Below are 21,510 nucleotides of genomic sequence, written 5' to 3' on the forward strand. Positions count from 1 at the left end.
TGGATCAATTTTGCTGCGAGTAACCGCCACGATCAGCGAATTTGCTCCGGTTACGGCTGGGTGTGCGCCAATGTCCAGTCGACGACTTCGCGGCTGAGCAGGTCGCTGGCCTTGCCGAACGCGTCCACCACCTGCTCGACGGCTGTGTCGCTGGCTGGCTGACGGACCTCGAAACGTCGGTTGGCCAGCGTGTGCTGGGTGTTGCGGTCGACCAGCCGGGCATCCAGGGTGATCAGCACCACCGGCTTGCCATCGACATAGACGCTCTGGAACGCGCGAAGGTCGCTGTGCAGGCTGTAGTCGGCGTAGAGATTGACGTCTTCGTTGCTCACCGACGGCATCCGGCCGTCACGCTGGAAGGCTTCGATCAGGCGGTCGCGCAGCAGCACCGGAGCGGCATCGCTCCAGCGAGCGCCGCCGTAGGCGCTGATCTCGTTGCCCTGCGGGACCACGGCGATGCGCTGACTGGAGAGGATGCGACTGGCCTGGGGGGTGTTGATGCGCAGCGCCTGTTGCCGGGTCGGCTGGCTGGCCTGCGGCTCGACGGGCGTTGTCGGCAACAGAAAGATCCGCAAGGTCTCGGATGCGGGCAGCACCGAGCAGGCGGCGAGCAGGCTGAACAGCCCGAGCAGCGCAAAGCGCGACAGGGAATGGCGAAGGCTCATGGGGTGAACTCCTGCAGTTTGTCGCGGCCGAGCAGGAAGCCGCTGGGGTTGTCTTCCAGACGCTGGGTGACGCGCCGCAGCGCGCCCAGGGTGGTGCGCAGCTCGTTGATGGCCGGGCCCAGTTCGTTGAAGCCCTGCATGCCGTTGTTGAGCGCGCCCTGGTTGTCCTCCAGCAGCGTATCCAGGCGGGCGGTGGTGCGGTCCAGCGCCTTCATCGAGTGCGCCGCGCTGTCCAGCACGCTGCGGCCCTGCTCGTCGAGCAGCCCGTTGGCGTTGTGCGCCAGGCTCGACAGCTCACCCATCACGGTATTGGCCTGCTGGCTCAGCTGGCTGAACTGCTCGAGCGTCCGCGCCAGGTCGCCACGTTGCTCGGACAGCACGCTGGTGGCCTGTTCCAGGTGCTCGAGCGTGCGGCTCAGGCGCGTGGTGTTTTCTTCGGAAAAGATCTGATTGGCGCTGAGCAAGAGGTTATTGATGTTGCTCAGCAGGTCTTCGCCGTTCTCCAGCAACGCGCTGAGCGAGGAGGGGTCGGCGATGATCAGCGGCGGGTCGTCCGGATCGCCTTTCAGGCGCGGGCTTTCCGGGGTGCCGCCGTGCAGCTGGATGACCATGCTGCCGGTGATGTTGGCCAGCGCCAGACGCGCCTGGGTATCGGCCTTGATCGGCGTGCCGCCATAGACGCGGATGCGTGCGCGAACCTTGCGCGGATCGTCCGGCTCCAGCCACAGCTGGACGACATCGCCCACCTTGATGCCGCTGTACTCCACTGAACTTCCGCTCGACAGGCCGCTGACGGCCTGGCTGAAGCCGATGTCGTAGTAGCTGTACTCGCGGTCCATGCTGGACTTGCCCAGCCAGAGGGCGAACAGCAGGGCGCAGCCGACGGCGACCACGGTGAACAGTCCGATCAGGACATGATGGGCACGGGTTTCCATCTCAGGGCGTCTCCAGCTTCAGCGCAGCATCCTGCGCGGCGCGGCCACGAGGGCCGTGAAAGTATTCGCGGATCCAGGGATCGTCGGTGGCGGCGACGGTCTCGAGGGTGTCGACCACCAGCACGCGTTTCTGCGACAGCACCGCGACACGGTCGCAGATGGTGTAGAGCGTATCCAGGTCATGGGTGACCAGGAACACGCTGAAACCCAGCGCATCGCGCAGGGTCAGGATCAGCTGGTCGAAGGCGGCCGCGCCGATCGGGTCGAGGCCGGCAGTCGGCTCGTCGAGAAACAGCACTTCCGGGTCCAGCGCCAGCGCGCGGGCCAGCGCCGCGCGCTTGACCATCCCGCCGGACAGTTCGTCCGGGTATTTGCAGGCCGCCTCGGGTGGCAGCCCGGCCAGCGCCAATTTCTGTCGTGCCAGGTGTTCGGCATCCCTGCGCTTGAGCCCGGCGTGCTCGATCAGCGGCAGGGCGACGTTCTCCTGCAGATTCAGCGAGGTGAACAGCGCGCCGCCCTGGAACAGCACGCCGAAGCGACGCTCGACTTCCGAGCGCCGCTGGGTCGAGAGCTTCAGCAGGTTTTCGCCAAACACCTTGACGCTGCCGGCGTTGGGCCGCCGCAGGCCGACGATGCTGCGCAGGAGCACCGACTTGCCGGTGCCGGAGCCACCGACCACGCCGAGGATCTCGCCGCGGCGGATGTCCAGGTCCAGATTGACGTGCACCGCCTGCTTGCCGAAACGGTTGACCAGGCCACGGACCTGGATCACGGGATCGTCTGCGTTCACCAGCCCATCTCCATGAAGAACAGCGCGGCCACCGCGTCGAGCAGGATCACCATGAAGATCGACTGCACCACGCTGGAGGTGGTGTGCTCGCCCACCGACTGCGCGCTGCCGCTGGCCTTGAAGCCTTCCAGGCAACCGATCACGGCAATCAAGAAGGCAAACACCGGCGCCTTGCCGATGCCCACCAGGAAGTGATTGAGCGGGATGTCGCGCTGCAGGATGGTGAAGAACATGGTCGGCGAGATATCCAGCGCCAGCGAGCAGACCACCAGCCCACCGACGATGCCGCTGAGGATGCCGATGAAGGTCAGGATCGGCAGGGTGATCAGCATCGCCAGCACCCGCGGCAGCACCAGCAGCTCGATCGGGCTCAGGCCCAGGGTGCGGATGGCGTCGATCTCTTCGTTGGACTTCATCGCGCCGATCTGCGCGGCGAAGGCGCTGGCGGTGCGCCCGGCGAGCAGAATGGCGGCCAGCAATACGCCGAATTCGCGCAGGAAGGAAAAGGCGACCAGATTGACGGTGTAGATGGTCGCGCCGAAGTCGGCCAGCACCGTGGCGCCGAGGAAGGCCACCACCGCACCGACCAGAAAGGTCAGCAGGGCGACGATGGGGATGGCATCCAGGCCGGTCTGCTCGATATGCGCGACCAGTGCGGTGATGCGCCAGCGCCGAGGGTTGGGCAGCACCGTGAACAGCGTCTGCAGCGTCAGGCCGATGAAGCCGAGCAAGGTGCGTTGCTGATTCCAGACGCCGGAGACGGTGCGGCCGATATGTGCCAGGACGTCGGCCAGGCCATTGGTCTCGGGCGCCTGTTCGGCTTCAGGCTGGTCCAGCGCGTGGGCGACGGTACGCAGCAGGGCCTGGCGCTCGCTGGCCAGTTGCGGCGCCCATTCGTCGAGCCGGGCGACCCGCGCCGGCCCGATCAGCTCGACCAGCAAGCCGGCCCCGGCGGTGTCCAGCTCGCCGATGGCGCCGAGCTCGACCCGATCGGCGTCGGTCACCTGGCGGCGCGTTCGCTCGACTTCGCGGCGCAGCGTCGCATAGTGCTGCAACGTCCAGTCGCCTATAACGGTGAGCGTGGCGGCGCCGGCATCCTGGGCGGGTTGTCGCTGCAGACTGCCGGCCAGCGAAGTGGGGTGCGTCAAATTGGTATCCCTGGGTGTAAAAAGGGCATGAGCGGCACAGGCCCTGATCGTCGCGTTATGACTGATGCTATCAGTTCGGACCTCGATGGCGCGGTTACGTTTAGCCGTTGCGGCGCGCGCGGCGGCAGTTGGTCGGCCAGGCCGGCTGTTTTTCCGCGGCGCGCGAACTATCGCCCGCTTTGGGCCTCCATAGCGTGCGCATCGAGGATGGGCTCGGCGCGTGCTGCGAAGGTTGCTATCTTACGCCGCCTTTGTCGCAGTCTTCAGCTTGCCCGCGCTTCGGGCCCTGCGATCCATCCCGGCTTTCCAATCCCGGCTCTCAACGATTTCAGCGAGGCTATCGCTTGCCTATGAATTACTTGCGCTTGCTGCCGTTCATCGCGGTCATGGCGATCATCATCTTCAGTGGGCTGCGCCCCGAGCCGGTGCCCCAGGTGTTCGATCAGCAGGACAAGCTGCATCACATGCTCGGCTTTGCCGCGCTGATATTCACGCTGCGCCTGGCCTTCCCGCAATGGCGCCTGTTCTGGGCGATCGCGGCGAGCCTGAGCGTGGCCTTCCTGATCGAGATGGGGCAGGAATTCCTACCCAATCGTGAGCCGTCTTTCGGCGACATGCTGGCCAACACACTGGGCGTGCTGGTGGGCTGGGGCTGCTCGTCGCTGGCGTACCAGTGGTACCTGCGCCGGATCGGCGTGACCACCGAGCCCGAGGTGCCCGAGGCCACCGAGCACCTCGCCAACCCCGAGCGCCCATGAGCTAAGCCTGGGCGCTCGCCTGGGGGCGTGCGTCAGCCCTGGCGTGGCGCATCCTGGTGGCCAGGGCGGTGGCCAGCATGGCGATCAGGGCGCCGAATGCCGCCACGGCCATGTCCTTCTGTGGGTCCCAGCGGTCGTTCTGCGTAGCCAGGAAGGTTCGCCCCAGACCGTCGCCGAGAAATTCCCCGCCGACCCATTCGATCAGTTCGTAGATCGCCGAGGTCGACAGCACGATGTCTACCGGCAGCACCAGGCTCCACAGGCCGGGACGTAGCCCAAGCCGAATCAGCACCTCGCGCATCGGATAGGCCAGCAACAGGCCATAGCTGAAATGAGCCAGGCGATCGTACTGGTTGCGCTCCCAGCCCATCTGATGGTCCAGCGTCTCGCCGGTCAGTGCTTGCCACCAGTCGTTGTACGGCACGTGGGCGTAGGTGTAGTGCGCGCCCAGCTGGTGAATGCAGAGGTAAAGGAAAATCAGCGTCGCCGCGCTGGGCGAGGGCACGTAGTAGCGATGGCCCAGCAGCAGGGCGGCGACCAATCCGAAGACCAGCATGTTTTCCAGTAGCCAGTCATGGCGGTCGTAGGGGGCTATCGCCAGCCCGGCCCAGACCAGCAGGAACAGGCCGGCCAGGCCCAATACATAACGCCGCTGGTAACGCTCCGTCTCCATGTCCATCTCCTCCTGATGTTCAGCTCTTGCATAAGACCAGCGCAGCGGTGAGAGGGTCCCGCAGGCAATGGAATCGATCGGAGAGCCAACTTTTCGCGCCGCTGGCAGGTCACAACCTTGATGTTCCAGCGAGGCGGCTCATGCCAGTCATCCCCAACCCGCTTTTCGTCCCGGCGTCCGGCGTCAGCCTCGGGCTCGCACTCGTGGTCCTGACGGGCTGTGACGGGCAGCAATCGGCCCTCGCCCCGGCCGGCACGGGCGCGCAAAGCATCGCCACCCTGTTCTGGTGGATGGCGGGCGGCGCGCTGGCGATCTGGCTGGTGGTGATGGGCATCGCGTTGTACGCCACCCAGGCGCGTCCGGAGGCGCACAGCCTTCGTGGTGCACGCTGGCTGATCATCGGCGGTGGAATCGTGTTTCCCGTGATCGTTCTGACAGGGCTGCTGATCTACGGGCTGACGCTGATGCCGAAGTTGAGCTCGTCCGAGAAGGTCGCATTGCGTGTCGAGGTGTCGGGTGAGCAATGGTGGTGGCGGGTGCGTTACCGAACCGAGGCGGGTGAGGCCGTCGAGCTGGCCAACGAGATTCGCCTGCCGGTGGGCGAGCGGGTGGCCTTCAGCCTGACCAGCCCGGACGTGATCCATTCGTTCTGGATTCCTTCGCTGGGCGGCAAGGTCGACATGATCCCCGGCCGCACCAACCAGCTGGTCCTGGAGCCGACCAAGACCGGCACCTTCCGCGGCGCCTGCGCCGAGTACTGCGGCACCGCCCATGCGCTGATGAATTTCGCCGTGGTGGTGATGACCCGGGAGGCCTTCGACCAATGGCTCGCCGAGCAGGCCGAGCCTGCGCAGCAGCCGGCCGGCGAGCTGCAGCAGGCGGGCCAGCAAGCCTTTCTCGCCAATGGCTGCGGTGCCTGCCATCAGGTGCGCGGTACCGAGGCGGACGGCACGGTCGGGCCGGACCTGACCCACGTCGGCAGCCGCTTGACCCTGGCCGCCGGCACCCTGCCCGCCGATGTCGAGGCCTTCAAACGCTGGATCGGCCACAGCAGCGCGATCAAACCCGACGTGAAAATGCCGGCCTTCGGCATGCTGCCCGAGGGGCAGCTGATCGCCATGGCTCACTACCTGAGCGGACTCAAATGAGCGAGCCGGTTCCGTACAACGACGCCCAGGAGGAGGCCCACGCCAAGGCGCAGGCCGAACGCCTGGCGGCGGCCTGGAAGACACCCACCGGCTGGCGTTACTGGTCGGCGGTGAACAACACCGAGGTGGGCCTCTGGTACACCGGCGTGTCGTTCCTGTTCTTCCTGTTTGCCGGCGTGCTGGCGATGCTGATCCGCGCGCAACTGGCGGTGCCGGACAACGATCTGCTGTCGGCCGAAACCTACAACCAGGTCTTCACCCTGCACGGCTCGGTGATGATGTTCCTCTTTGGCGTGCCGATTTTCGAAGCCTTTTCCATCCTGATCCTGCCGCAGATGCTTGGCGCGCGGGACCTGCCCTTTCCGCGGCTGTCGGCCTACGGCTTCTGGTGTTTCATCATCGGCGGCGTGTTCGTCTGCGGCTCGATCTTTTTCGGCGTTGCGCCGCAGGGCGGCTGGTTCATGTACCCGCCGCTCACCACCACCTACCAGGACGGCCTCGGCGCGGACATCTGGCTGCTCGGGCTGTCGTTCATCGAGGTGTCGTCGATCGCGGCGGCGGTGGAGCTGATCGTCGGCGTGCTGAAGACCCGGCCGCCGGGCATGCGCATCAACCTGATTCCGCTGTATTCCTGGTACATCCTGGTGGTGGCGGGAATGATTCTGTTCGCCTTTCCGCCACTGATTGCGGGGGATCTGTTGTTCGAGCTGGAACGTGCCTTCGACTGGCCGTTCTTCGACCACACCCGCGGTGGCGATCCATTGCTCTGGCAGCACCTGTTCTGGATCTTCGGCCACCCCGAGGTCTACATCATCTTCCTGCCTGCCGTGGCGCTGGTGGCAACCATCGTGCCCACCGCCGCGGGGCGGCCGATCGTCGGCTACACCTTCATCGTGCTGGCGGCGGTGGGCACCGGTTTCATCAGTTTCGGGCTGTGGGTTCACCACATGTTCACCACCGGCATGCCGGATATCTCGCTGGCGTTCTTCTCGGCCGCCTCCGAGGCTGTGGCGATTCCCACCGGGGTGCAGATCTTCTGCTTCCTGGCGACGGCGCTGGCCGGGCGCTTCGTCAAATCGGTGCCGATGCTGTTCGTCGCCGGCGCGCTGGCGATTTTCGTCCTCGGTGGGCTGACCGGGGTGATGGTGGCGCTGGCGCCGTTCGACTTTCAGGCGCACGACACCTATTTCATCGTCGCGCACCTGCACTACGTGCTGATCGGCGGCATGCTGTTCCCGGTGATCGCCGGGCTCTATTACTTCTTCCCGCTGGCGCGCAGCAAGACGCTGTCCGACCGCCTCGGCCGCATCGCCTTCTGGTTGATGTTCATCGGCTTCAACATCGCCTTCCTGCCCATGCACTTCACCGGTCTGCTGGGGATGCCGCGGCGGGTCTACACCTATGCGCCGGATATGGGCTTCGATGTGCTCAACATGGTGTCCACGGTCGGCGCTTTCATCCTGGCGGCTGGCGTCGCGGTGCTGGTCTGGGACGTATTACGGCCCAAGGGCAAACAACCTTACAGCCAGCGCAATCCGTGGAACGCCGGCACCCTCGAATGGCTGGCGGAAATGCCGGGCGAGGCCTGGGGCGTGCGCTCGATTCCGATCATCAGGAGCCGCTACCCGCTGTGGGACCAGCCCAACCTGATGCGCGACGTCGATGCCGGTCGCTTCTACCTGCCCGATGCCGAGGAGGGCAAACGCGAGACCCTGATCAGCAGCATCATCGATGCCGAGCCGATCCAGTGTCTGCGCGTACCGGGCCCGACCTTCCTCAGCCTGTGGGCGGCGATCTTCACCGGCGGCCTGTTCATCTTCGCCACCTACAGCTGGTACGCCGCGGCGCTGATCAGCGGCGGCCTCGCGCTGATTACCATCCTAATCTGGCTATGGACCGGCACGGCGGTGATTCCGGAAAAGCCGAAAAAGGACATCGGCCTGGACGTGACGGTGCCGCTCTATGCCTCGGGTGCCAAGTCGGTGGGCTGGTGGGCGATGTTCATCACCATGATCGGTGACATGAGCGCCTTCGGCAGCCTGGTGTTCGGCTACTTCTTCTTCTGGACCGTCCATGACGACTTTCCGCCTGCAGGTGCGGCGGGCCCAGGCGTGTTCTGGCCGCTATTGGGGGTGGGGTTGATAGCCGCGTCCTGGTCGCTGACGTTGCTGGCACGGCGCTGCAATGGACGCGATCAGGCGGCCGGCTTCTATGGCTCGCTGGGGCTGGCGGTGATCTGCACCGTCGCGGGGGCCTATTCGATGTGGGCCGGACCGCACTTCAGTGGCCTCGACCCCACCAGTCACGTGTATCCCGCCACGGTCTGGGTGCTGGTGCTCTGGTGCCTGATACACCTCTCCATCGGTCTGATCATGCAGCTCTACTGCCTGGCGCGCCGCGCGGCCGGCCGGATGACGGCGGTACATGACATCGATATCCGCAACGTCGCCCTGTTCTGGCACTTCATGTTCATCACCGTTGGCGTGACCGTGGCCGTCATCGCCGGCTTTCCGGAGGTGCTATGAGCGAGAACCTGAGCGAACAGCAACGGCTGGCCGATGAGCAGGCGCCGGAAGCACCGCCCGAGGAGCGCGATTCACTCTGGCTGATCACCTTCAGCCCGACCATCTGGGCCGTGCATTTCCTGCTGTCCTACATGGCCGCGTCGGTGTGGTGCGCGAAGGTAGCGGGCCGTGACGGCGAGCTGGGTGAGATCCGCATCGCCATCGGTGTGCTGACACTCGTTGCGCTGACCGGCATCGCGCTGACTGGCTGGCGCGGCTGGCGTCATCACTCCTTCGGACACGAGACGGCACCGCACGACTTCGACACGCCGGGCGACCGCCACCGTTTCCTGGGCTTTTCGACGCTGCTGCTCAGCGGCCTGAGCTTTGTCGCGACGATTTTCGTGGCGCTGTGCGTGGTGTTCATCAGGAGTTGCGCATGATCTGGCGGCCGTTGGCACTCATGCTCGGGCTGGTGACCCTGGGCGCCGTCTGGCTCGGGCCGCTGCCGGATCTGGCGGACCGCTTGTTCGTCGGCCATATGCTGATGCACGTGATGGTCGTGGCGGTGGCGGCGCCGTTGCTGGCGATCGGTATGGCCGGCGGCCGGCTCGATGTCTCCAATCGCCTCCCTGTGCTGTTCTCGCCGATCCTGGCCTCGGTGCTCGAGCTGTTCGTGGTCTGGGCCTGGCATATGCCGGCGCTGCACCATGCAGCGCGCACCTCGCAATCGGCCGAATGGCTGGAGCAGGGCAGCTACCTGTTGGTCGGCCTGCTGGTATGGCTTGCAGCGTTCGGCGGCGTGCGGCATCGACGCGCCTTGGCCGGTATCGCCGGTCTGCTGCTGACCTCGATGCACATGACGCTGTTGGGTGTGCTGCTGGCGATGTCGGGTCGACCCTTGTTCGAGCACACCGGCTCGGCGCTGTCGGGCATGAGCCCGCTGGAAGATCAGCAGATGGGCGGGGTGATCATGCTGGCCTTTGGCGGCAGTGCCTATCTCCTCGGCGGGTTGTATCTGCTGTTCGGGCTTTTACAGGACAAGCGCCATGCCGTTTCAGCCAGCTAGACGCATGCTTCGGCGAGGCCTGGCGCGCCTGCGGCGCTGGCTGTGCTGGCTCACCGGTGGCTCCTGGCGGCGCGTCGTGGCAGCCGTTGCGCTGCTGGCAGCGCTCGCGGGAACGGGCGCGTTCGTGCTGGTTTCCCTGGGGTTGGTCTCGATCAGTGCCAGCTCGGGTCACTGGAAGGCTACCGGCTGGCTGCTGCACTACGCCATGCGCCGGGCCGTGAGTACCCAGTCGATGGGCATCGAGGTGCCACCACTGGATGACCCGGCGCTGGTGCTCAAGGGGGCAGGGCACTATCACACCGGCTGCCTGGCCTGCCATGGCGCGCCAGGCCAGGCGCGCTCGCTGATCGTCCAGCAGATGACGCCGGAGCCACCGTACCTGCCGCCACGGATCGAACACTGGACGCCGCAGGAGCTGTTCTGGATCGTCAAACATGGCGTGAAATTTACCGCCATGCCGGCCTGGCCTGCGCAGCAGCGGGACGATGAGGTCTGGGCCATGGTGGCCTTCCTCCGGGCGATGCCGGGCCTGTCACCCGAGCGCTATCGGCAGCTGGCGCTGGATGGGCGCAGCGGCGACGCCTCCGACCCGTTGCGTTCGCTGCAGGACCCGCTCGGTCCGGTCCTGGCCAACTGCAACCGCTGCCATGCCGAAGACGGCGGAGGCCGTGGCGAGGGCGCCTTTCCGCGCTTGGCCGGGCAACGTGAGCCCTATTTGATTGGTGCGCTGCAGGCCTACGCCCGCGGCGAGCGGCATAGCGGCGTCATGCAGCCGATCGCCTCCGGCCTGGAACCGGCGGTGCTCGAGGCCTTGGCCCGGCATTACGCCGAACTGCCCGCGGTCAGCCGAACGCAAGCGCCGAGGCCTGCCGCCGATGTGCTCGCCCTGGGCCGGTCGCTGGCCGAGCGTGGCGTACCCGAGCGCGGCATTCCGTCGTGCCTGCATTGCCATGGTCCGAAGAATGGTTCGCGTAACCCGATGTACCCGAACCTGGCGGGGCAGTACGCCCGCTACCTGAAGTTGCAACTCGAGTTGTTCACCGCGGGCAAGCGTGGTGGCACCGAGTACGCCCATATCATGCACAGCGCCGCACAACGGCTCACGCCCGAGCAGATGCAGGCGCTGGCCGACTACTACGCATCGTTGCCGGCAGCGCCCTCGCGCGCCGACTCCTCTGCGCAGATCCCTCAACAGCAGAGGTAACCGATGTTCGACAAAATCGTGGAAATCGTTTCGGCGTTCGGCTACATCGGCGTGTTTCTGCTGATGTTGCTGGAGAATATTTTTCCACCCATCCCGTCGGAGCTGATCATGCCGCTGGCCGGCTTCGTCGCGGCGCGGGGTGAGCTCAACTTCATCGCGGTGATCCTGGTCGGTACGGCCGGCTCGGTGGTCGGTGCACTGCCCTGGTACTACGCCGGCGCCAAGCTCGGCACCGAGCGCATGAAACGGCTGGCGCGCCGGTGGGGGCACTGGTTGACGCTGTCGCCGGAGGACGTCGACAAGGCCGGCGCCTGGTTCGATCGCCACGGCAAGGGCGCGGTATTCGTAGGGCGCCTGGTGCCGGCGGTACGCACGCTGATCTCGGTGCCGGCGGGCATCGTCGGCATGCCAATGACGCTGTTTCTGCTCTACTCGACGCTGGGCTCGCTGATCTGGACCGCGCTGCTGGCGCTGGCCGGCTTCCTGCTCGAATCGCAGTACGAAAAGGTCCAGACGTATCTCAACCCCGTGTCCACCGGCATCGTGGTGCTGATGGTGCTCTACTACCTGTACCGCCTGATTCGCCAGCGGCTCGCCCAGCGTGGCTGAACGGGTGACTGTGGGCTGAGGCGGCGCGTGGCGCTGCACGCATCGCGCCTCCAGCTCGGGTTTTAGCCAGCACGTGTTCGCGGCGCGGCATGCTCACGCCTCGGCCGGCCGCGTGAAGGAGTGGCCAGCATCAGCCTTCACGCACCGGTCGCGCCGTGGCAGTCAGGCGGCGCCGGCGGTTTGCGGATGTGCCTGGCGGACTCGCTCGCACTGATCGATGACCGCGAAGACGTCCTGCCACATCTGCTCGGACTGCTGCTTGAGCTGGTCGGTACGGGCCTGAATCAGCGTCTTGATCCGCTCGCTTTCGTCGATCACCAGGTCGATCTTGCGTTTGATTTCGGCCTCATCGGTGGTGACCTGCACCAGCCCTTCGGGGAAGCCGTAATCCTCGAACAGCATCTGGTACTTGTGGCTCCAGCCGGTGGCCAGCGCCGGTACGCCTTGAGACAACGCACTGACCAGGCCGTGGAAGCGACTGCCCAGGGTGCCGCTGCAGGCGCCGAGGATGCCCTTGATCTCCAGTGCTCCGCTTTCCTGGACGATCGGGATACCGCCCACCGCTGCCGACAATTCGTCTGCCAGGCGTTGGTCGTCCTTGCCTTCGTGTACCAGTACGAAGGGCTTGGCTCCCTTTTCCTGCAGGTAGCGGGCACAGCTGATCAGAAACGGCAGGTAGGCCTCGCGCGTCTGCTGGTCGGTTTTGTCGAGCATCCGGCAGTTGGGCACGATGCAGAAGCGGTTCTGCTCGGTGTCGAAGTTCGCCGGCAGCACCCCCTTGATCAGGTTGGTGAAATCCGGCGATTGCCTGATTTTGCTCTGCTCGCCGACCAGGCCGGTCAGATGCTCGTAGGAGACGCGCTCGCGCGGGAAGATCAGGTCGATGTTCTCGACCGCCGTCTTCATGGCCGCCTGGTTCTTCTCCGATTTGAAAGGGCCCAGGGCCTGGGGCATGAGGATCACGCGGGTGCCGTTCTTCTTCCAGCGCTTGGCCGACTGAGCGAGTTCGGCACAGGGATCCTCGCCCCACTGGTCGCTGTAGGCGAAGCCGGCCGCATCGATGACCACATCGACCTCCTTGTCCAGCACCACGCCGTACATCTCGCGCAGCGGGCGCGGCGCGAAGTTGGCCAGCGTGCCCCACTGAATGCCGTAACGCCACAGCCAGGCCTTGGGGTAAAAGCCCAGCTGCACCAGCTTGCGAAAGGGTTGCTCGGCCTTCTTCGGCGTTGGGGCCATGACGAAGGTAGCGTCTGGATACCGGGCCTTCAGCTTCTGCAGCGCCGCATGCAACATCAGCTCAGCGCCTTTATTGACGAAGCCTGCCTTTCTGATCTCGATAATCATCGCTTACCTCAGTTGTATACGATCAAGTCTGTCTCGGTCTTCTTGTCCGAATAAGGAATCCCTCCCGTTGGATCGGCATAGCCCACGGCGAGCAGCATCACGGTGCGCTCGTGGTAGGCCAGGCCCAAGATTTTTGCCAGTTGGCGCTCGCGTTCCTCGACGTCCGGCCAGTTGATCGAGCAGCTCGACAGGCCCAGGCTTTCCAATGCCAGCATCAGTTGCATCGCGGCCAGCGAGCCATCGATATAGACCACGTGGCGGTCGCGTGCCTCGGGGTAGCAGCCCAGGTCACCGACCACGGCGATCACGCACGGCAGGTTGTCATGGAAGCCCGCCGTACCGCCGGCACACTGGGCGACCGCGGCGGCCTTGTCCTTACCGTTGCTGACATAGAAGCGGAACGGTTGACGGTTGCAGGCCGAGGGCGCCAGCGCGGCCGCGCGGACGGCCTGCTCCAGCACGTCGTTGCTGACCGGCTTGTCCTGATACCAGCGCACCGAGCGGCGGCGGCGGAACAGCACCATCAGCTCGTCGTAGCTGACCGGGCAGTCCGGCAGCTGGCTGTGCGGATAGGGCACGCAGCGATTGGCATCGTCGTGGTGGATGCCGGCGAAGGCCTGCCTGGCCGAATCGATACGTGGCGTGCTGCCGACCGCGCCGAAGTAGTCGGTCAACACATCGTTGGCCCAGCGCTGCTGGCCATTGGCAATGCCCGCCTGGGCTGCATCAGCGAAGCAACGCACGGTCGGGCCGATGTAATCCTCGGCAAAGGTCGCGCGCCGTGGCCGCATGATCAGCCCTTTTTCCAGCCGGTGAACGTTGCGCCGCAGGAAGGCGTCGTTTTCGCCCTTGCCCTGCATCCGCCGAGCGAAATTCAGGCGACCGAGCAGCACCGCACGGTGCTCGCGGTCGAATTCGCGGCTGACGAAGCAGTAATACAGCGAGGCGAGAAAGCCGCTGCTGGAAAACAGCCGGACCAAGGCCAGCCCGGTGGTGTCCCGGGTCGCCTTGATCGCGACCTTGACCGGCTCAGGCAGGGCTCTGGCTAGGGACATGAGGCTCATCGGGCGGCTCCTACGGCTTTGAATGCATAGCGGACGGGACTGACCATCGACTTGGTCATCATGAGAAACACCGGGCGCGTCTTGTTGTGCACCAACAGCGCAGCGTACGAAGCGACGGCGTAGGAAATGAGGGTCGCCATCGCCGCGCCTTCACCGCCGTAGTGCGGGATCAAGAGCGCGTTCAGACCGACATTGGCCAGCGCACCGAGGCCCTGGGTGATCAGGGAGAACATCAACGCCCCTTCGATCAGGATCCAGCGGCTGAACGCGGCGCGCATGAAGATGAACAGGCCTGCCCAGATATGGATGGTGAGGATCGATGCGGAGTTCTGGTATTCGGCACCGAACAGCAGGGAAATCAGCGGTCCGGCGACGAGTGACACCAGCAGCGCAACGGCGATGGCGAGGATGAACAGCAGATCGAGCAACTGCTGGAAGCGCTGATTGAAGCGGGCCGGGTCCGCCTCGTGCAGCTTGATCAGCTTGGGGAAAAAGGAGGCGACGATGGCGGTGGGCAGGAAATACCAGGCCTCCGACAGCTGCGCGGCCACGGCATAGACACCCACCTCCTCGGCGCCGACCATCCACTTGAGCATGACCTGGTCGATCTTCATGTAGACCACGGCGAAGATCGAGCCGAGGTAGATGATCCAGCCCTGGCTGAGCAACTCCCGCGCCCGCGCGAAACTGGCCTTCCAGGTCATCAGCGAGACACGGGTGGTGCCCTTGTAGAGCACCGCGAGGATCAGCGCGGCCATCACGAACTGCGCCGTATGCGCGAAGGCAAAGGCCACCACACCGGCTCCGCTGAACACCATCAGCAATTTCAGACCGGCCGAGAGCAGGATCGCGCTGGACTTGGCAATGGCCGGGTACTTGGCCTGGACCTGCGACTGGAACCAGTATTCCACCACATCGAAGGTCTGGAAAAAGATGGCCGAGGCGACGATGAGCAACATCCAGAACTCGGTCCCGCCGACCTCCTCGAACAGCGAGGCGTAGACCAGGATCAGCACGAAACCAAGGGTCATCCCGGTCAGCTTGAGCATGAACGTGGTGCCCAGCGTCTCCGGCACCGCCGCCGGCTGCTTGACCACCTCGCGCACCACCAGGCCCGCCAGGCCCATGTGGCCGGCGGAGGCGAAGATCGCCGTCATCGAAATGGCATAGGCAAGAATGCCGAATTGCTCTGGCCCCAGGTAACGGGCCAGCACGATCGCCATGAGAAAACCCACGCCGATGTTCAGCAACCGCTCCGCCATCATCCACGAAGCGTTGAAGAGGTAGAGCTTGAGTTTGTCGAATATCGTCTTGATTGCTGTCATCAGGTGGCCTGGCTCCTCAAGGCTGGCTCCGTGGTGGCAAGCATTGCCTTTCAGTTGCGCTGGAGTGGCGACGCACAGCAGACCGCGATTCGCCGGTCATGTTCCGGCCGCAGTCCGGCGGAGCGGCCCGTGGACTGCCGAAGCGGCGGCATGGCGGTGCCCGACTCGCCGTGCGGCGGGCGTCTTGCGTTTCGTCGGGTAGGCGCCGTTGCGCCGGATTCGGCTGAAAGCTCAGCGGCTCGGCTGGCCTGTCGGCGCTGTTCGGGGAAGGCTCATCGCGCACAACTACTTAATCTGATGGCCTTTTCATTTCAAAAGTGGAACTTTTGCCATCACGCCAGTTCTTAACCCTGGCGCCGCTGCTGGCCGCTGCCTGACCCGCCTCGCCGTGTCAGGCAGCGCCTAGCACGACGTCCAGCCCGCGAGCACTGGGCTGTGGCAAGGCTGCTGCGAAAGGAGCTTGCACGCGCCAGGATTGGCGCCAGGATCGCTGCAGGGAGCAGCCAAAGGGAAACGGACTCAGCCCGTAAACAGAAAAGCCCCGCATCGACCGATGCGGGGCTTTTTTGTGATTGTTCTCGGGCGGCGGCCGTGAGCGGCCGCAGACGGGGATGATTCCAGGCCGGCGTGCTTGATACCCGCCCTAAACAAAAAAGGCCCACCTTGCGGTGAGCCTCGATCGTTGTTTCGTATGGTGCCGGCACCAGGAGTCGAACCCGGGACCTACTGATTACAAGTCAGTTGCTCTACCAGCTGAGCTATACCGGCGAAAAGTGGGCGCCATTATAGCCATTGCTCGCGGCGAGTAAACCGTTTGTTGCCAGTTGTTTGCACGGCTTTGTTCATGTGCTTGCGTGTGGGTGGTCGAGCTCAGCCACCAGGATGAGATTGCGCGGTGTCAGCTCGGCCGCGCAGAAGGTGCCTAGCTGCACGCTATAGCCGTTTTCCGCCAGCAACAATGCGCGGTCGAGCGCGAGCCAGAGCTCCAGTGGCCGGCGGAACAGGGCGCGCAGCAGTTCCAGATTGCGTACTTCAGCGAGGCGTTGCCAGCCTTCGCGCTCGAGCTGCGCCCAGTCACGCGGCGGGGGCGCGGGTAGCGATTTCAGCGCTGCGAGATCGCGGCAATAATCGTCGAAGCTTTTTTTCAGCCAGCTTGCCGGCAGTGAAGGCGTTGGCAGGTAGTCGTCGACACCGCGCAGTTCACGTTGCAGCAGGTCGAAGCCGAGCCGCCAGGCCATCGATTGATCGCGCTGGCGGCGTTCGCGGGCCCCCGCGGTGACCGTTTCGCTGAGTGGCAGGCCCAGGTCGTCGCGCGACAGCCGCAGCGCCGATCGTGCCGCCCGACTCGACAGGGCGCGGTAGTGCTCACCCTGGATGCGGTTGTAGCAGCAGGGCGCGATTGCCAGCTGTCGGCAGCCCCGGGCGATGCTCTGTTCGATAAGGCGCACATGCAGGTCGCCACAGGCATGCAAGGCCACCGGGGTTACGGTCGGGCCGAGTCGCGTGGTCACGCTGTCATCCATGACGTCCTGCTGGCAATGCTCGGCTTCGATACCCAGCTTCAGGCTCAGGCGATGCCCCGCCTCGACCAGCACCGGGTCCCACTCCAGGCAGGTCACGGCCTCCCCGTGCGAGGCGAGCCTGCGCCCCAGATGGCCCTTGCCGGCGCACCAATCGAGCCAGTGCCGCGGGCGCTCGCTGAACGCCAGGGCCGAACCGAACGCCTGGATCTGCAGCCATTTGCGCCCGGGTACGTCGACCGACTGGCGAGGATCGGCTGCGGTCTCAGGCGCAAGGGCTATCGGCTCCAGCGCGCACAGAGCGGCAGCTTTCGCGGCCAGCTGCGGAAACGGCGCGGGGGCCATGAGATGGGTCGGGTGGTTGTGCTCCGCCTCGGCTTGGGCCAGGGAGCGCCCGCGCAGCCATTCGGAAAGGGCCGGGTGATCGGCTTCCCAGTCGAGGCGTAGCTGGGTGAACGGACGGGGTCGCCACAATGCCTGATGGCAGAGCAGGAAGGTGTCGAGCCGCTGAAAGCGCTCGACGAGTTCCGCGTGGCTGAAAGACTGGCTGGGCATGGCGGCTCGGGGATGGCGGCTTGGGTTCATGATCGCGCCAAAACCCCCGGCCGAAAAGCCAGACGCCCGTCGGAACGGGCGTCTGTCGGGTCAGTTGCCGTAGATCTGCTCCGGCAGCCAGGTGACCAGGCCAGGGAACTGGTAGGCGATGACCAGTAGCAGCAGCTGGATCAGGATGAACGGCACGACACCTTTGTAGATGGTGCTGGTGGGGACCGATTTCGGCGTTACGCCACGCAGGTAGAACAGGGCGAAACCGAAGGGCGGTGTCAGGAACGAGGTCTGCAGGTTCAGCGCAATCATCACGCCGAGCCAGATCGGATCCAGGCCCATGGCCAGCAGCACCGGACCGACGATTGGCACCACCACGAAGGTGATCTCGATGAAGTCCAGGATGAAGCCGAGCAGGAAGATCACCAGCATCACGACGAAGAAGGCGCCGAGCACCCCGCCAGGAAGCTGGGCAAAGACATCCTCGATCAACACTTCGCCACCGAAGCCGCGGAAGACCAGCGAGAACAGCGAGGCGCCGATGAGGATCAGGAACACCATGGCGCTGATTTCGGTGGTGCCGTAGGCCACTTCGCGCAGCTGGGCAAGGTTCAGCTTGCGCTTGTAGAGTGCCAGAATCATCGCGCCGAGGGCGCCGAGCGCCGCCGCTTCGGTGGGGGTCGCGTAGCCCGCGAGGATCGAGCCGAGCACCGCGCTGATCAGCAGCAGTGGCGGTACCAGGGCGTTGAGCAGCTTGCCCCATTCGATCGGTCCGAGTTCTTCCTGGGGCAGGGCTGGCAGCTTCTTCGGCTGGAAGATCGCCACGGCGACGATGTACAGGATGTACAGGCCGACCAGCAGCAGGCCGGGCAGCAGCGCGCCGACGAACAGGTCGCCGACCGACACGGTCTTCGGCGAGAAGACGCCCATCTTCAGCTGCGCCTGCTGATAGGCGCTGGACATGACGTCACCCAGCAGTACCAGCACGATGGAAGGCGGAATGATCTGTCCCAGGGTGCCGGTGGCGGCGAGGGTGCCGGTGGAGATGGCCGGGTCGTAGCCGCGACGAAGCATGGTTGGCAGGGCCATCAGGCCCATGGTCACCACGGTGGCGCCAACGATGCCGGTACTGGCCGCCAGCAGCGCGCCCACCACGCAGACGGAGATCGCCAAGCCGCCGCGCAGGGTGCCGAACAGCCGTGACATGGATTCGAGCAGGTCTTCTGCCACGCGGCTTTTTTCCAGCATCACACCCATGAACACGAACAGGGGCACGGCCAGCATCGTCTGGTTGTTCATGATGCCGAACAGGCGGTTCGGCAGCGCGCTCAGATAGCCGCCATCGAACGTCCCGGTGACCATGCCAAGGCCGGCGAACAGCAGGGAAACACCGCCGAGGGTGAAGGCGACCGGATAACCGGCCATCAATGCCACGCAGATGCTGATAAACAGCAGTATCGCCATCAGCTCAGCCATGCTTCACCTCCGGCGCTGGCAGTCGGCCGGCCATGATGTAGGCTGCCTTGATGATTTCGGCCAGGCCTTGCAGGGCCAGGCAGACCACCAGGATCAGGATGATGCTCTTTTGCAGGTAGACGAAGTGCAGGCCACCCGATTCGCTGGAGCTCTCCAGCGTCGCCCAGGAGTTGGTCACGTAATCCCAGCTGGCCCAGCCGAGAAACAGGCAGACCGGCAGGAGGAAAAGCAGCGTGCCGAGCACCTCGACCAAGGCCTGGTAGCGGGGACTGAAGCGTTGATAGAAGATGTCGACGCGGACGTGGCCGTTGCGCTGCAGTACCCAGGCAGCGGCGCCCATGAACACCAATGCGTGGGCGTATAGAACGGCTTCTTGCAGTGCGGTGGCGCCAATACCAAAGCCGTAGCGCAGCACGACCACGACCGCGGTACCGATGACCAGAAACAGGGTAAGCCAGGCGCAAGCCTGCCCGAAGCGGGCGTTCACCGCATCGATCGCCCTGGCGAGACCGAGCAGTGGGGGGGCATGTTTCGACATTGCAGATCCTTTATTGTTATGGCCCAGACGGCCGGCGATTCTAGGTGGCTGCGTAACAGTGTCGCAACCGGCAGTACTACGTACGTAGTCGCGGTACGTAGTCACGAAGCTTGAGCGAGAGATAGCCATATGATAGCTAGAACCACCTGAGTTCGGGGTCCCGATATTCAGCATTACAACAACAAGGAGTCATCCATGAAACGTCGTCAAATTCTGGCCGCCGCTGGCGTTGGTTTGGCCGCAACCGCGCTGGCCGGTTGCAACAAGGAAGCCGAAAAAACCGCAGGCAAGACCGAAGGCACCGCCAGCGCCGACACATTCCACTGGAAGATGGTCACCTCCTGGCCGAAGAACTTCCCCGGCGTCGGTGTCGGTGCGGAAAACTTCGCCAAGCGCGTCAACGAGATGAGCAATGGCCGGCTGACGGTCAAGGTCTACGCGGCCGGTGAGCTGGTCCCGGCCCTGGAAGTCTTCGATGCCGTGTCCCGCGGTACCGCCGAGATGGGTCATGGCGCGCCCTATTACTGGAAGGGCAAGGTGCCGGCGGCGCAGTTCTTCTGCGCGCTGCCGTTCGGCCCGAACGCCCAGGAAATGAACGCCTGGCTGCATTACGGCGGCGGCATCCAGCTTTGGGAAGAGGTGTACAAGCCCTACGGCGTACTGCCGATGGCCTGCGGTGCCACGGGCGTGCAGACGGCCGGCTGGTTCAACAAGGAGATCAATTCGGTCGAGGACTTCAAGGGTCTGAAGATGCGTACGCCGGGTCTGGGCGGCGAAGTGCTGACCAAGATGGGCGGTACCGTGGTCAACATGCCGGCCGGTGAAATCTTCACTGCGCTGCAGACCGGCGCCATCGACGCCACCGAGTGGATCGGGCCGTACAACGACCTGGCTCTGGGCCTGCACAAGGCGGCCAAGTACTACTACACCCCGGGCTGGCAGGAGCCGAACGTGACCTTCGAGCTGGACGTCAACCTGAAGGCCTGGGAGACCCTGCCCGACGATCTCAAGGCCATCGTCCGCTCCGCCGCCCGTGCGGTGAACGGCGACATGCTCGACGACTACAACGCCAAGAACATGGAAGCACTGGAGCAGCTGCGCGAGCAGGGCGTTGAAGTTCGTCGTCTACCGGACGAAGTACTGGCGCGTTTGAAGGAAGTCGCTGCCGAAGTGGTCGATGCCTCCGCTGCGGCCGATCCGGTTGCCAAGAAGGTCTGGGATCAGCAGAGCGCCTACCTCAAGCGGCTGTATGAATATGCCGAGCTGAACGAGAAGGACATCTACAACATTCGCGGCTGACTCTCGTCGCTGGCCGACACGAAAACGCCGCCCATCGGGCGGCGTTTTCCGTTCGTGGCCGTTCAGCTTTCCAGCGTCGCGTTCAGGCTGATCTGCGCGTTGAGGACCTTGGACACCGGGCAGCCTTCCTTCGCCTGGTTGGCGATCTCCTGGAACTGCGCTTCATCGGCGCCGGGAACCTTGGCTTTGAGGGTCAGCGCGATGGCGGTGATCGAAAACCCTTCACCGACCTTGTCCAACGTCACCTCGGCGGTGGTGTCGATGCGTTCGGCGGTGAGCCCGGCCTGACCCAGCATCATCGACAGTGCCATCGAGAAGCAGCCGGCATGGGCCGCGCCGATCAGCTCCTCGGGGTTGGTGCCCGGCGCGCCTTCGAAGCGGGTGTTGAACCCGTACGGGTTGTCTTTCAAGGCGCCGCTCTGGGTGCTGATGGTGCCTTTGCCGCTTTTCAGATCACCTTGCCAGACGGCCGATGCGGTTTTTTTCATGTCGCCTCCAATGCTGCGGGTGGGTGGATGCCGAGTCGCCCGGCGCCAGGCCTATTGCTGCTCGGTGGCGAGAATGGCGTTGGCCAGCTGCATGTCGCTGGCCTGGAGCTCTGGCTGCTCGCTGCGCACCTTCATCAGCATGGCTTCGAGATAGGGCCCGCGTATCGCGCCGTCACTGGCGACGAAGCTGCCGGCATCCTCGCGCGCCGCTGCGACCAGCTTGTCATCATGGAAGGTCATGTAGGTGGAGGCGGTGGTGGCACCCGAAGACAGAACCTGCCGCACGAAGCTGCTGTCCGCCATTGCCGCGCCAAAGGGAAGAACACTCAGGGTAATTGCCGTCAGTAGGGTCTTGCGCATGATGGTGCCTCCGCTTGATTCTTCACTAGAGAGTGTGCGGCGGC

The 21,510-nt window shown here is 64.8% G+C and carries 21 protein-coding genes and 1 tRNA gene; 8 read left to right on the forward strand and 14 right to left on the reverse strand.

What is annotated here, in order from left to right; genetic code table 11:
• Positions 1-50: 50 nt before the first annotated feature.
• The 4 genes from KVO92_RS11565 to KVO92_RS11580 are packed head-to-tail and all read right to left on the reverse strand — an operon-like array spanning position 51 to position 3,508.
• Positions 51-665 carry an ABC-type transport auxiliary lipoprotein family protein gene (locus KVO92_RS11565; RefSeq protein WP_217475796.1) on the reverse strand — a complete coding sequence of 205 codons (615 nt, stop codon included), beginning with the start codon at positions 663-665 and terminating at the stop codon, positions 51-53.
• Positions 662-1,600, reverse strand: coding sequence for an MlaD family protein (locus KVO92_RS11570; RefSeq protein WP_217475797.1), 939 nt, complete (start codon positions 1,598-1,600; stop codon positions 662-664). The genes KVO92_RS11565 and KVO92_RS11570 overlap by 4 nt, the downstream gene beginning before the upstream one ends.
• A gap of 1 nt (position 1,601) precedes the next feature.
• Positions 1,602-2,390 (reverse strand): ABC transporter ATP-binding protein, encoded by a 789-nt coding sequence (locus KVO92_RS11575; RefSeq protein ID WP_217475798.1) that lies wholly within the window; start codon positions 2,388-2,390, stop codon positions 1,602-1,604.
• Positions 2,387-3,508, reverse strand: coding sequence for an MlaE family ABC transporter permease (locus KVO92_RS11580; RefSeq protein WP_217477233.1), 1,122 nt, complete (start codon positions 3,506-3,508; stop codon positions 2,387-2,389). The genes KVO92_RS11575 and KVO92_RS11580 overlap by 4 nt, the downstream gene beginning before the upstream one ends.
• 380 nt (positions 3,509-3,888) lie before the next feature.
• Here KVO92_RS11580 and KVO92_RS11585 point away from each other — a divergent pair, with 380 nt between their 5' ends.
• Positions 3,889-4,296 (forward strand): VanZ family protein, encoded by a 408-nt coding sequence (locus tag KVO92_RS11585; RefSeq protein WP_217475799.1) that lies wholly within the window; start codon positions 3,889-3,891, stop codon positions 4,294-4,296.
• Position 4,297: 1 nt separating this feature from the next.
• Here KVO92_RS11585 and KVO92_RS11590 read toward each other — a convergent pair whose 3' ends face one another.
• Positions 4,298-4,969, reverse strand: coding sequence for a DUF2238 domain-containing protein (locus KVO92_RS11590; RefSeq protein WP_217475800.1), 672 nt, complete (start codon positions 4,967-4,969; stop codon positions 4,298-4,300).
• Between the two features lie 140 nt (positions 4,970-5,109).
• On the opposite strand from KVO92_RS11590, the gene coxB reads away from it, so the two are divergent.
• From coxB to KVO92_RS11620, 6 genes are read left to right on the forward strand one after another with little or no spacing between them, the layout of a single operon-like run.
• Positions 5,110-6,117 carry a cytochrome c oxidase subunit II gene (gene coxB, locus KVO92_RS11595; protein WP_217475801.1) on the forward strand — a complete coding sequence of 336 codons (1,008 nt, stop codon included), beginning with the start codon at positions 5,110-5,112 and terminating at the stop codon, positions 6,115-6,117.
• A complete protein-coding gene (ctaD, locus tag KVO92_RS11600; protein WP_217475802.1) occupies positions 6,114-8,642 on the forward strand; it encodes a cytochrome c oxidase subunit I in 2,529 nt (842 codons plus the stop codon). Before coxB ends, ctaD begins: the two co-directional genes overlap by 4 nt.
• Entirely contained in the window at positions 8,639-9,064 is a 426-nt protein-coding gene (locus KVO92_RS11605; RefSeq protein ID WP_217475803.1) for a hypothetical protein, read from the forward strand. The genes ctaD and KVO92_RS11605 overlap by 4 nt, the downstream gene beginning before the upstream one ends.
• Positions 9,061-9,690, forward strand: a complete 630-nt coding sequence (locus tag KVO92_RS11610) for a cytochrome c oxidase assembly protein (protein WP_217475804.1) — start codon at positions 9,061-9,063, stop codon at positions 9,688-9,690. Before KVO92_RS11605 ends, KVO92_RS11610 begins: the two co-directional genes overlap by 4 nt.
• On the forward strand, positions 9,671-10,894 hold the full coding sequence (locus KVO92_RS11615) for a c-type cytochrome (RefSeq protein ID WP_217475805.1): 1,224 nt from the start codon (positions 9,671-9,673) through the stop codon (positions 10,892-10,894). Before KVO92_RS11610 ends, KVO92_RS11615 begins: the two co-directional genes overlap by 20 nt.
• Before the next feature lie 3 nt (positions 10,895-10,897).
• On the forward strand, positions 10,898-11,503 hold the full coding sequence (locus tag KVO92_RS11620) for a DedA family protein (protein ID WP_217475806.1): 606 nt from the start codon (positions 10,898-10,900) through the stop codon (positions 11,501-11,503).
• A 162-nt stretch (positions 11,504-11,665) separates the two neighbouring features.
• Here the strand turns inward: KVO92_RS11620 and KVO92_RS11625 are convergent, their stop codons facing one another.
• From KVO92_RS11625 to KVO92_RS11655, 7 genes are all read right to left on the reverse strand, one after another.
• Entirely contained in the window at positions 11,666-12,850 is a 1,185-nt protein-coding gene (locus KVO92_RS11625) for a polysaccharide pyruvyl transferase family protein (RefSeq protein WP_217475807.1), read from the reverse strand.
• 8 nt (positions 12,851-12,858) lie between these two features.
• Positions 12,859-13,914, reverse strand: coding sequence for a nitroreductase family protein (locus tag KVO92_RS11630; protein ID WP_217475808.1), 1,056 nt, complete (start codon positions 13,912-13,914; stop codon positions 12,859-12,861).
• Positions 13,911-15,239 carry a flippase gene (locus tag KVO92_RS11635; protein ID WP_217475809.1) on the reverse strand — a complete coding sequence of 443 codons (1,329 nt, stop codon included), beginning with the start codon at positions 15,237-15,239 and terminating at the stop codon, positions 13,911-13,913. The genes KVO92_RS11630 and KVO92_RS11635 overlap by 4 nt, the downstream gene beginning before the upstream one ends.
• A 692-nt stretch (positions 15,240-15,931) precedes the next feature.
• Positions 15,932-16,007: transfer RNA gene (locus tag KVO92_RS11640), tRNA-Thr, on the reverse strand.
• Positions 16,008-16,081: 74 nt separating this feature from the next.
• On the reverse strand, positions 16,082-17,314 hold the full coding sequence (locus KVO92_RS11645; protein ID WP_217475810.1) for a methyltransferase: 1,233 nt from the start codon (positions 17,312-17,314) through the stop codon (positions 16,082-16,084).
• A 90-nt stretch (positions 17,315-17,404) separates the two neighbouring features.
• Entirely contained in the window at positions 17,405-18,781 is a 1,377-nt protein-coding gene (locus KVO92_RS11650; protein ID WP_217475811.1) for a TRAP transporter large permease, read from the reverse strand.
• Positions 18,774-19,319 carry a TRAP transporter small permease subunit gene (locus tag KVO92_RS11655; RefSeq protein WP_217475812.1) on the reverse strand — a complete coding sequence of 182 codons (546 nt, stop codon included), beginning with the start codon at positions 19,317-19,319 and terminating at the stop codon, positions 18,774-18,776. Before KVO92_RS11655 ends, KVO92_RS11650 begins: the two co-directional genes overlap by 8 nt.
• Positions 19,320-19,514: 195 nt before the next feature.
• Between KVO92_RS11655 and KVO92_RS11660 the strand changes: the two genes are divergently transcribed.
• Positions 19,515-20,618 (forward strand): TRAP transporter substrate-binding protein, encoded by a 1,104-nt coding sequence (locus tag KVO92_RS11660; RefSeq protein WP_217475813.1) that lies wholly within the window; start codon positions 19,515-19,517, stop codon positions 20,616-20,618.
• Positions 20,619-20,680: 62 nt separating this feature from the next.
• On the opposite strand, the gene KVO92_RS11665 is transcribed toward KVO92_RS11660, so the two are convergent.
• Positions 20,681-21,106 (reverse strand): OsmC family protein, encoded by a 426-nt coding sequence (locus KVO92_RS11665; protein WP_217475814.1) that lies wholly within the window; start codon positions 21,104-21,106, stop codon positions 20,681-20,683.
• 51 nt (positions 21,107-21,157) lie between these two features.
• The gene (locus KVO92_RS11670) at positions 21,158-21,466 is read right to left on the reverse strand and encodes a DUF2388 domain-containing protein (RefSeq protein WP_217475815.1); all 309 of its coding nucleotides are present in this window, start codon (positions 21,464-21,466) and stop codon (positions 21,158-21,160) included.
• Positions 21,467-21,510: the final 44 nt, after the last annotated feature.

Source organism: Stutzerimonas stutzeri, assembly GCF_019090095.1.
GTDB lineage: Bacteria > Pseudomonadota > Gammaproteobacteria > Pseudomonadales > Pseudomonadaceae > Stutzerimonas > Stutzerimonas stutzeri_AN.

Excerpts from the sequence above, each read along its gene's own strand:
- KVO92_RS11565 (WP_217475796.1), bottom strand. The coding sequence starts at position 665 with ATGAGCCTTCGCCATTCCCTGTCGCGCTTTGCGCTGCTCGGGCTGTTC.
- KVO92_RS11570 (WP_217475797.1), bottom strand. The coding sequence starts at position 1,600 with ATGGAAACCCGTGCCCATCATGTCCTGATCGGACTGTTCACCGTGGTC.
- KVO92_RS11585 (WP_217475799.1), top strand. The coding sequence starts at position 3,889 with ATGAATTACTTGCGCTTGCTGCCGTTCATCGCGGTCATGGCGATCATC.
- KVO92_RS11590 (WP_217475800.1), bottom strand. The coding sequence starts at position 4,969 with ATGGAGACGGAGCGTTACCAGCGGCGTTATGTATTGGGCCTGGCCGGC.
- coxB (WP_217475801.1), top strand. The coding sequence starts at position 5,110 with ATGCCAGTCATCCCCAACCCGCTTTTCGTCCCGGCGTCCGGCGTCAGC.
- ctaD (WP_217475802.1), top strand. The coding sequence starts at position 6,114 with ATGAGCGAGCCGGTTCCGTACAACGACGCCCAGGAGGAGGCCCACGCC.
- KVO92_RS11605 (WP_217475803.1), top strand. The coding sequence starts at position 8,639 with ATGAGCGAGAACCTGAGCGAACAGCAACGGCTGGCCGATGAGCAGGCG.
- KVO92_RS11610 (WP_217475804.1), top strand. The coding sequence starts at position 9,061 with ATGATCTGGCGGCCGTTGGCACTCATGCTCGGGCTGGTGACCCTGGGC.
- KVO92_RS11615 (WP_217475805.1), top strand. The coding sequence starts at position 9,671 with ATGCCGTTTCAGCCAGCTAGACGCATGCTTCGGCGAGGCCTGGCGCGC.
- KVO92_RS11620 (WP_217475806.1), top strand. The coding sequence starts at position 10,898 with ATGTTCGACAAAATCGTGGAAATCGTTTCGGCGTTCGGCTACATCGGC.
- KVO92_RS11625 (WP_217475807.1), bottom strand. The coding sequence starts at position 12,850 with ATGATTATCGAGATCAGAAAGGCAGGCTTCGTCAATAAAGGCGCTGAG.
- KVO92_RS11630 (WP_217475808.1), bottom strand. The coding sequence starts at position 13,914 with ATGAGCCTCATGTCCCTAGCCAGAGCCCTGCCTGAGCCGGTCAAGGTC.
- KVO92_RS11635 (WP_217475809.1), bottom strand. The coding sequence starts at position 15,239 with ATGACAGCAATCAAGACGATATTCGACAAACTCAAGCTCTACCTCTTC.
- KVO92_RS11645 (WP_217475810.1), bottom strand. The coding sequence starts at position 17,314 with ATGCCCAGCCAGTCTTTCAGCCACGCGGAACTCGTCGAGCGCTTTCAG.
- KVO92_RS11650 (WP_217475811.1), bottom strand. The coding sequence starts at position 18,781 with ATGGCTGAGCTGATGGCGATACTGCTGTTTATCAGCATCTGCGTGGCA.
- KVO92_RS11655 (WP_217475812.1), bottom strand. The coding sequence starts at position 19,319 with ATGTCGAAACATGCCCCCCCACTGCTCGGTCTCGCCAGGGCGATCGAT.
- KVO92_RS11660 (WP_217475813.1), top strand. The coding sequence starts at position 19,515 with ATGAAACGTCGTCAAATTCTGGCCGCCGCTGGCGTTGGTTTGGCCGCA.
- KVO92_RS11665 (WP_217475814.1), bottom strand. The coding sequence starts at position 21,106 with ATGAAAAAAACCGCATCGGCCGTCTGGCAAGGTGATCTGAAAAGCGGC.
- KVO92_RS11670 (WP_217475815.1), bottom strand. The coding sequence starts at position 21,466 with ATGCGCAAGACCCTACTGACGGCAATTACCCTGAGTGTTCTTCCCTTT.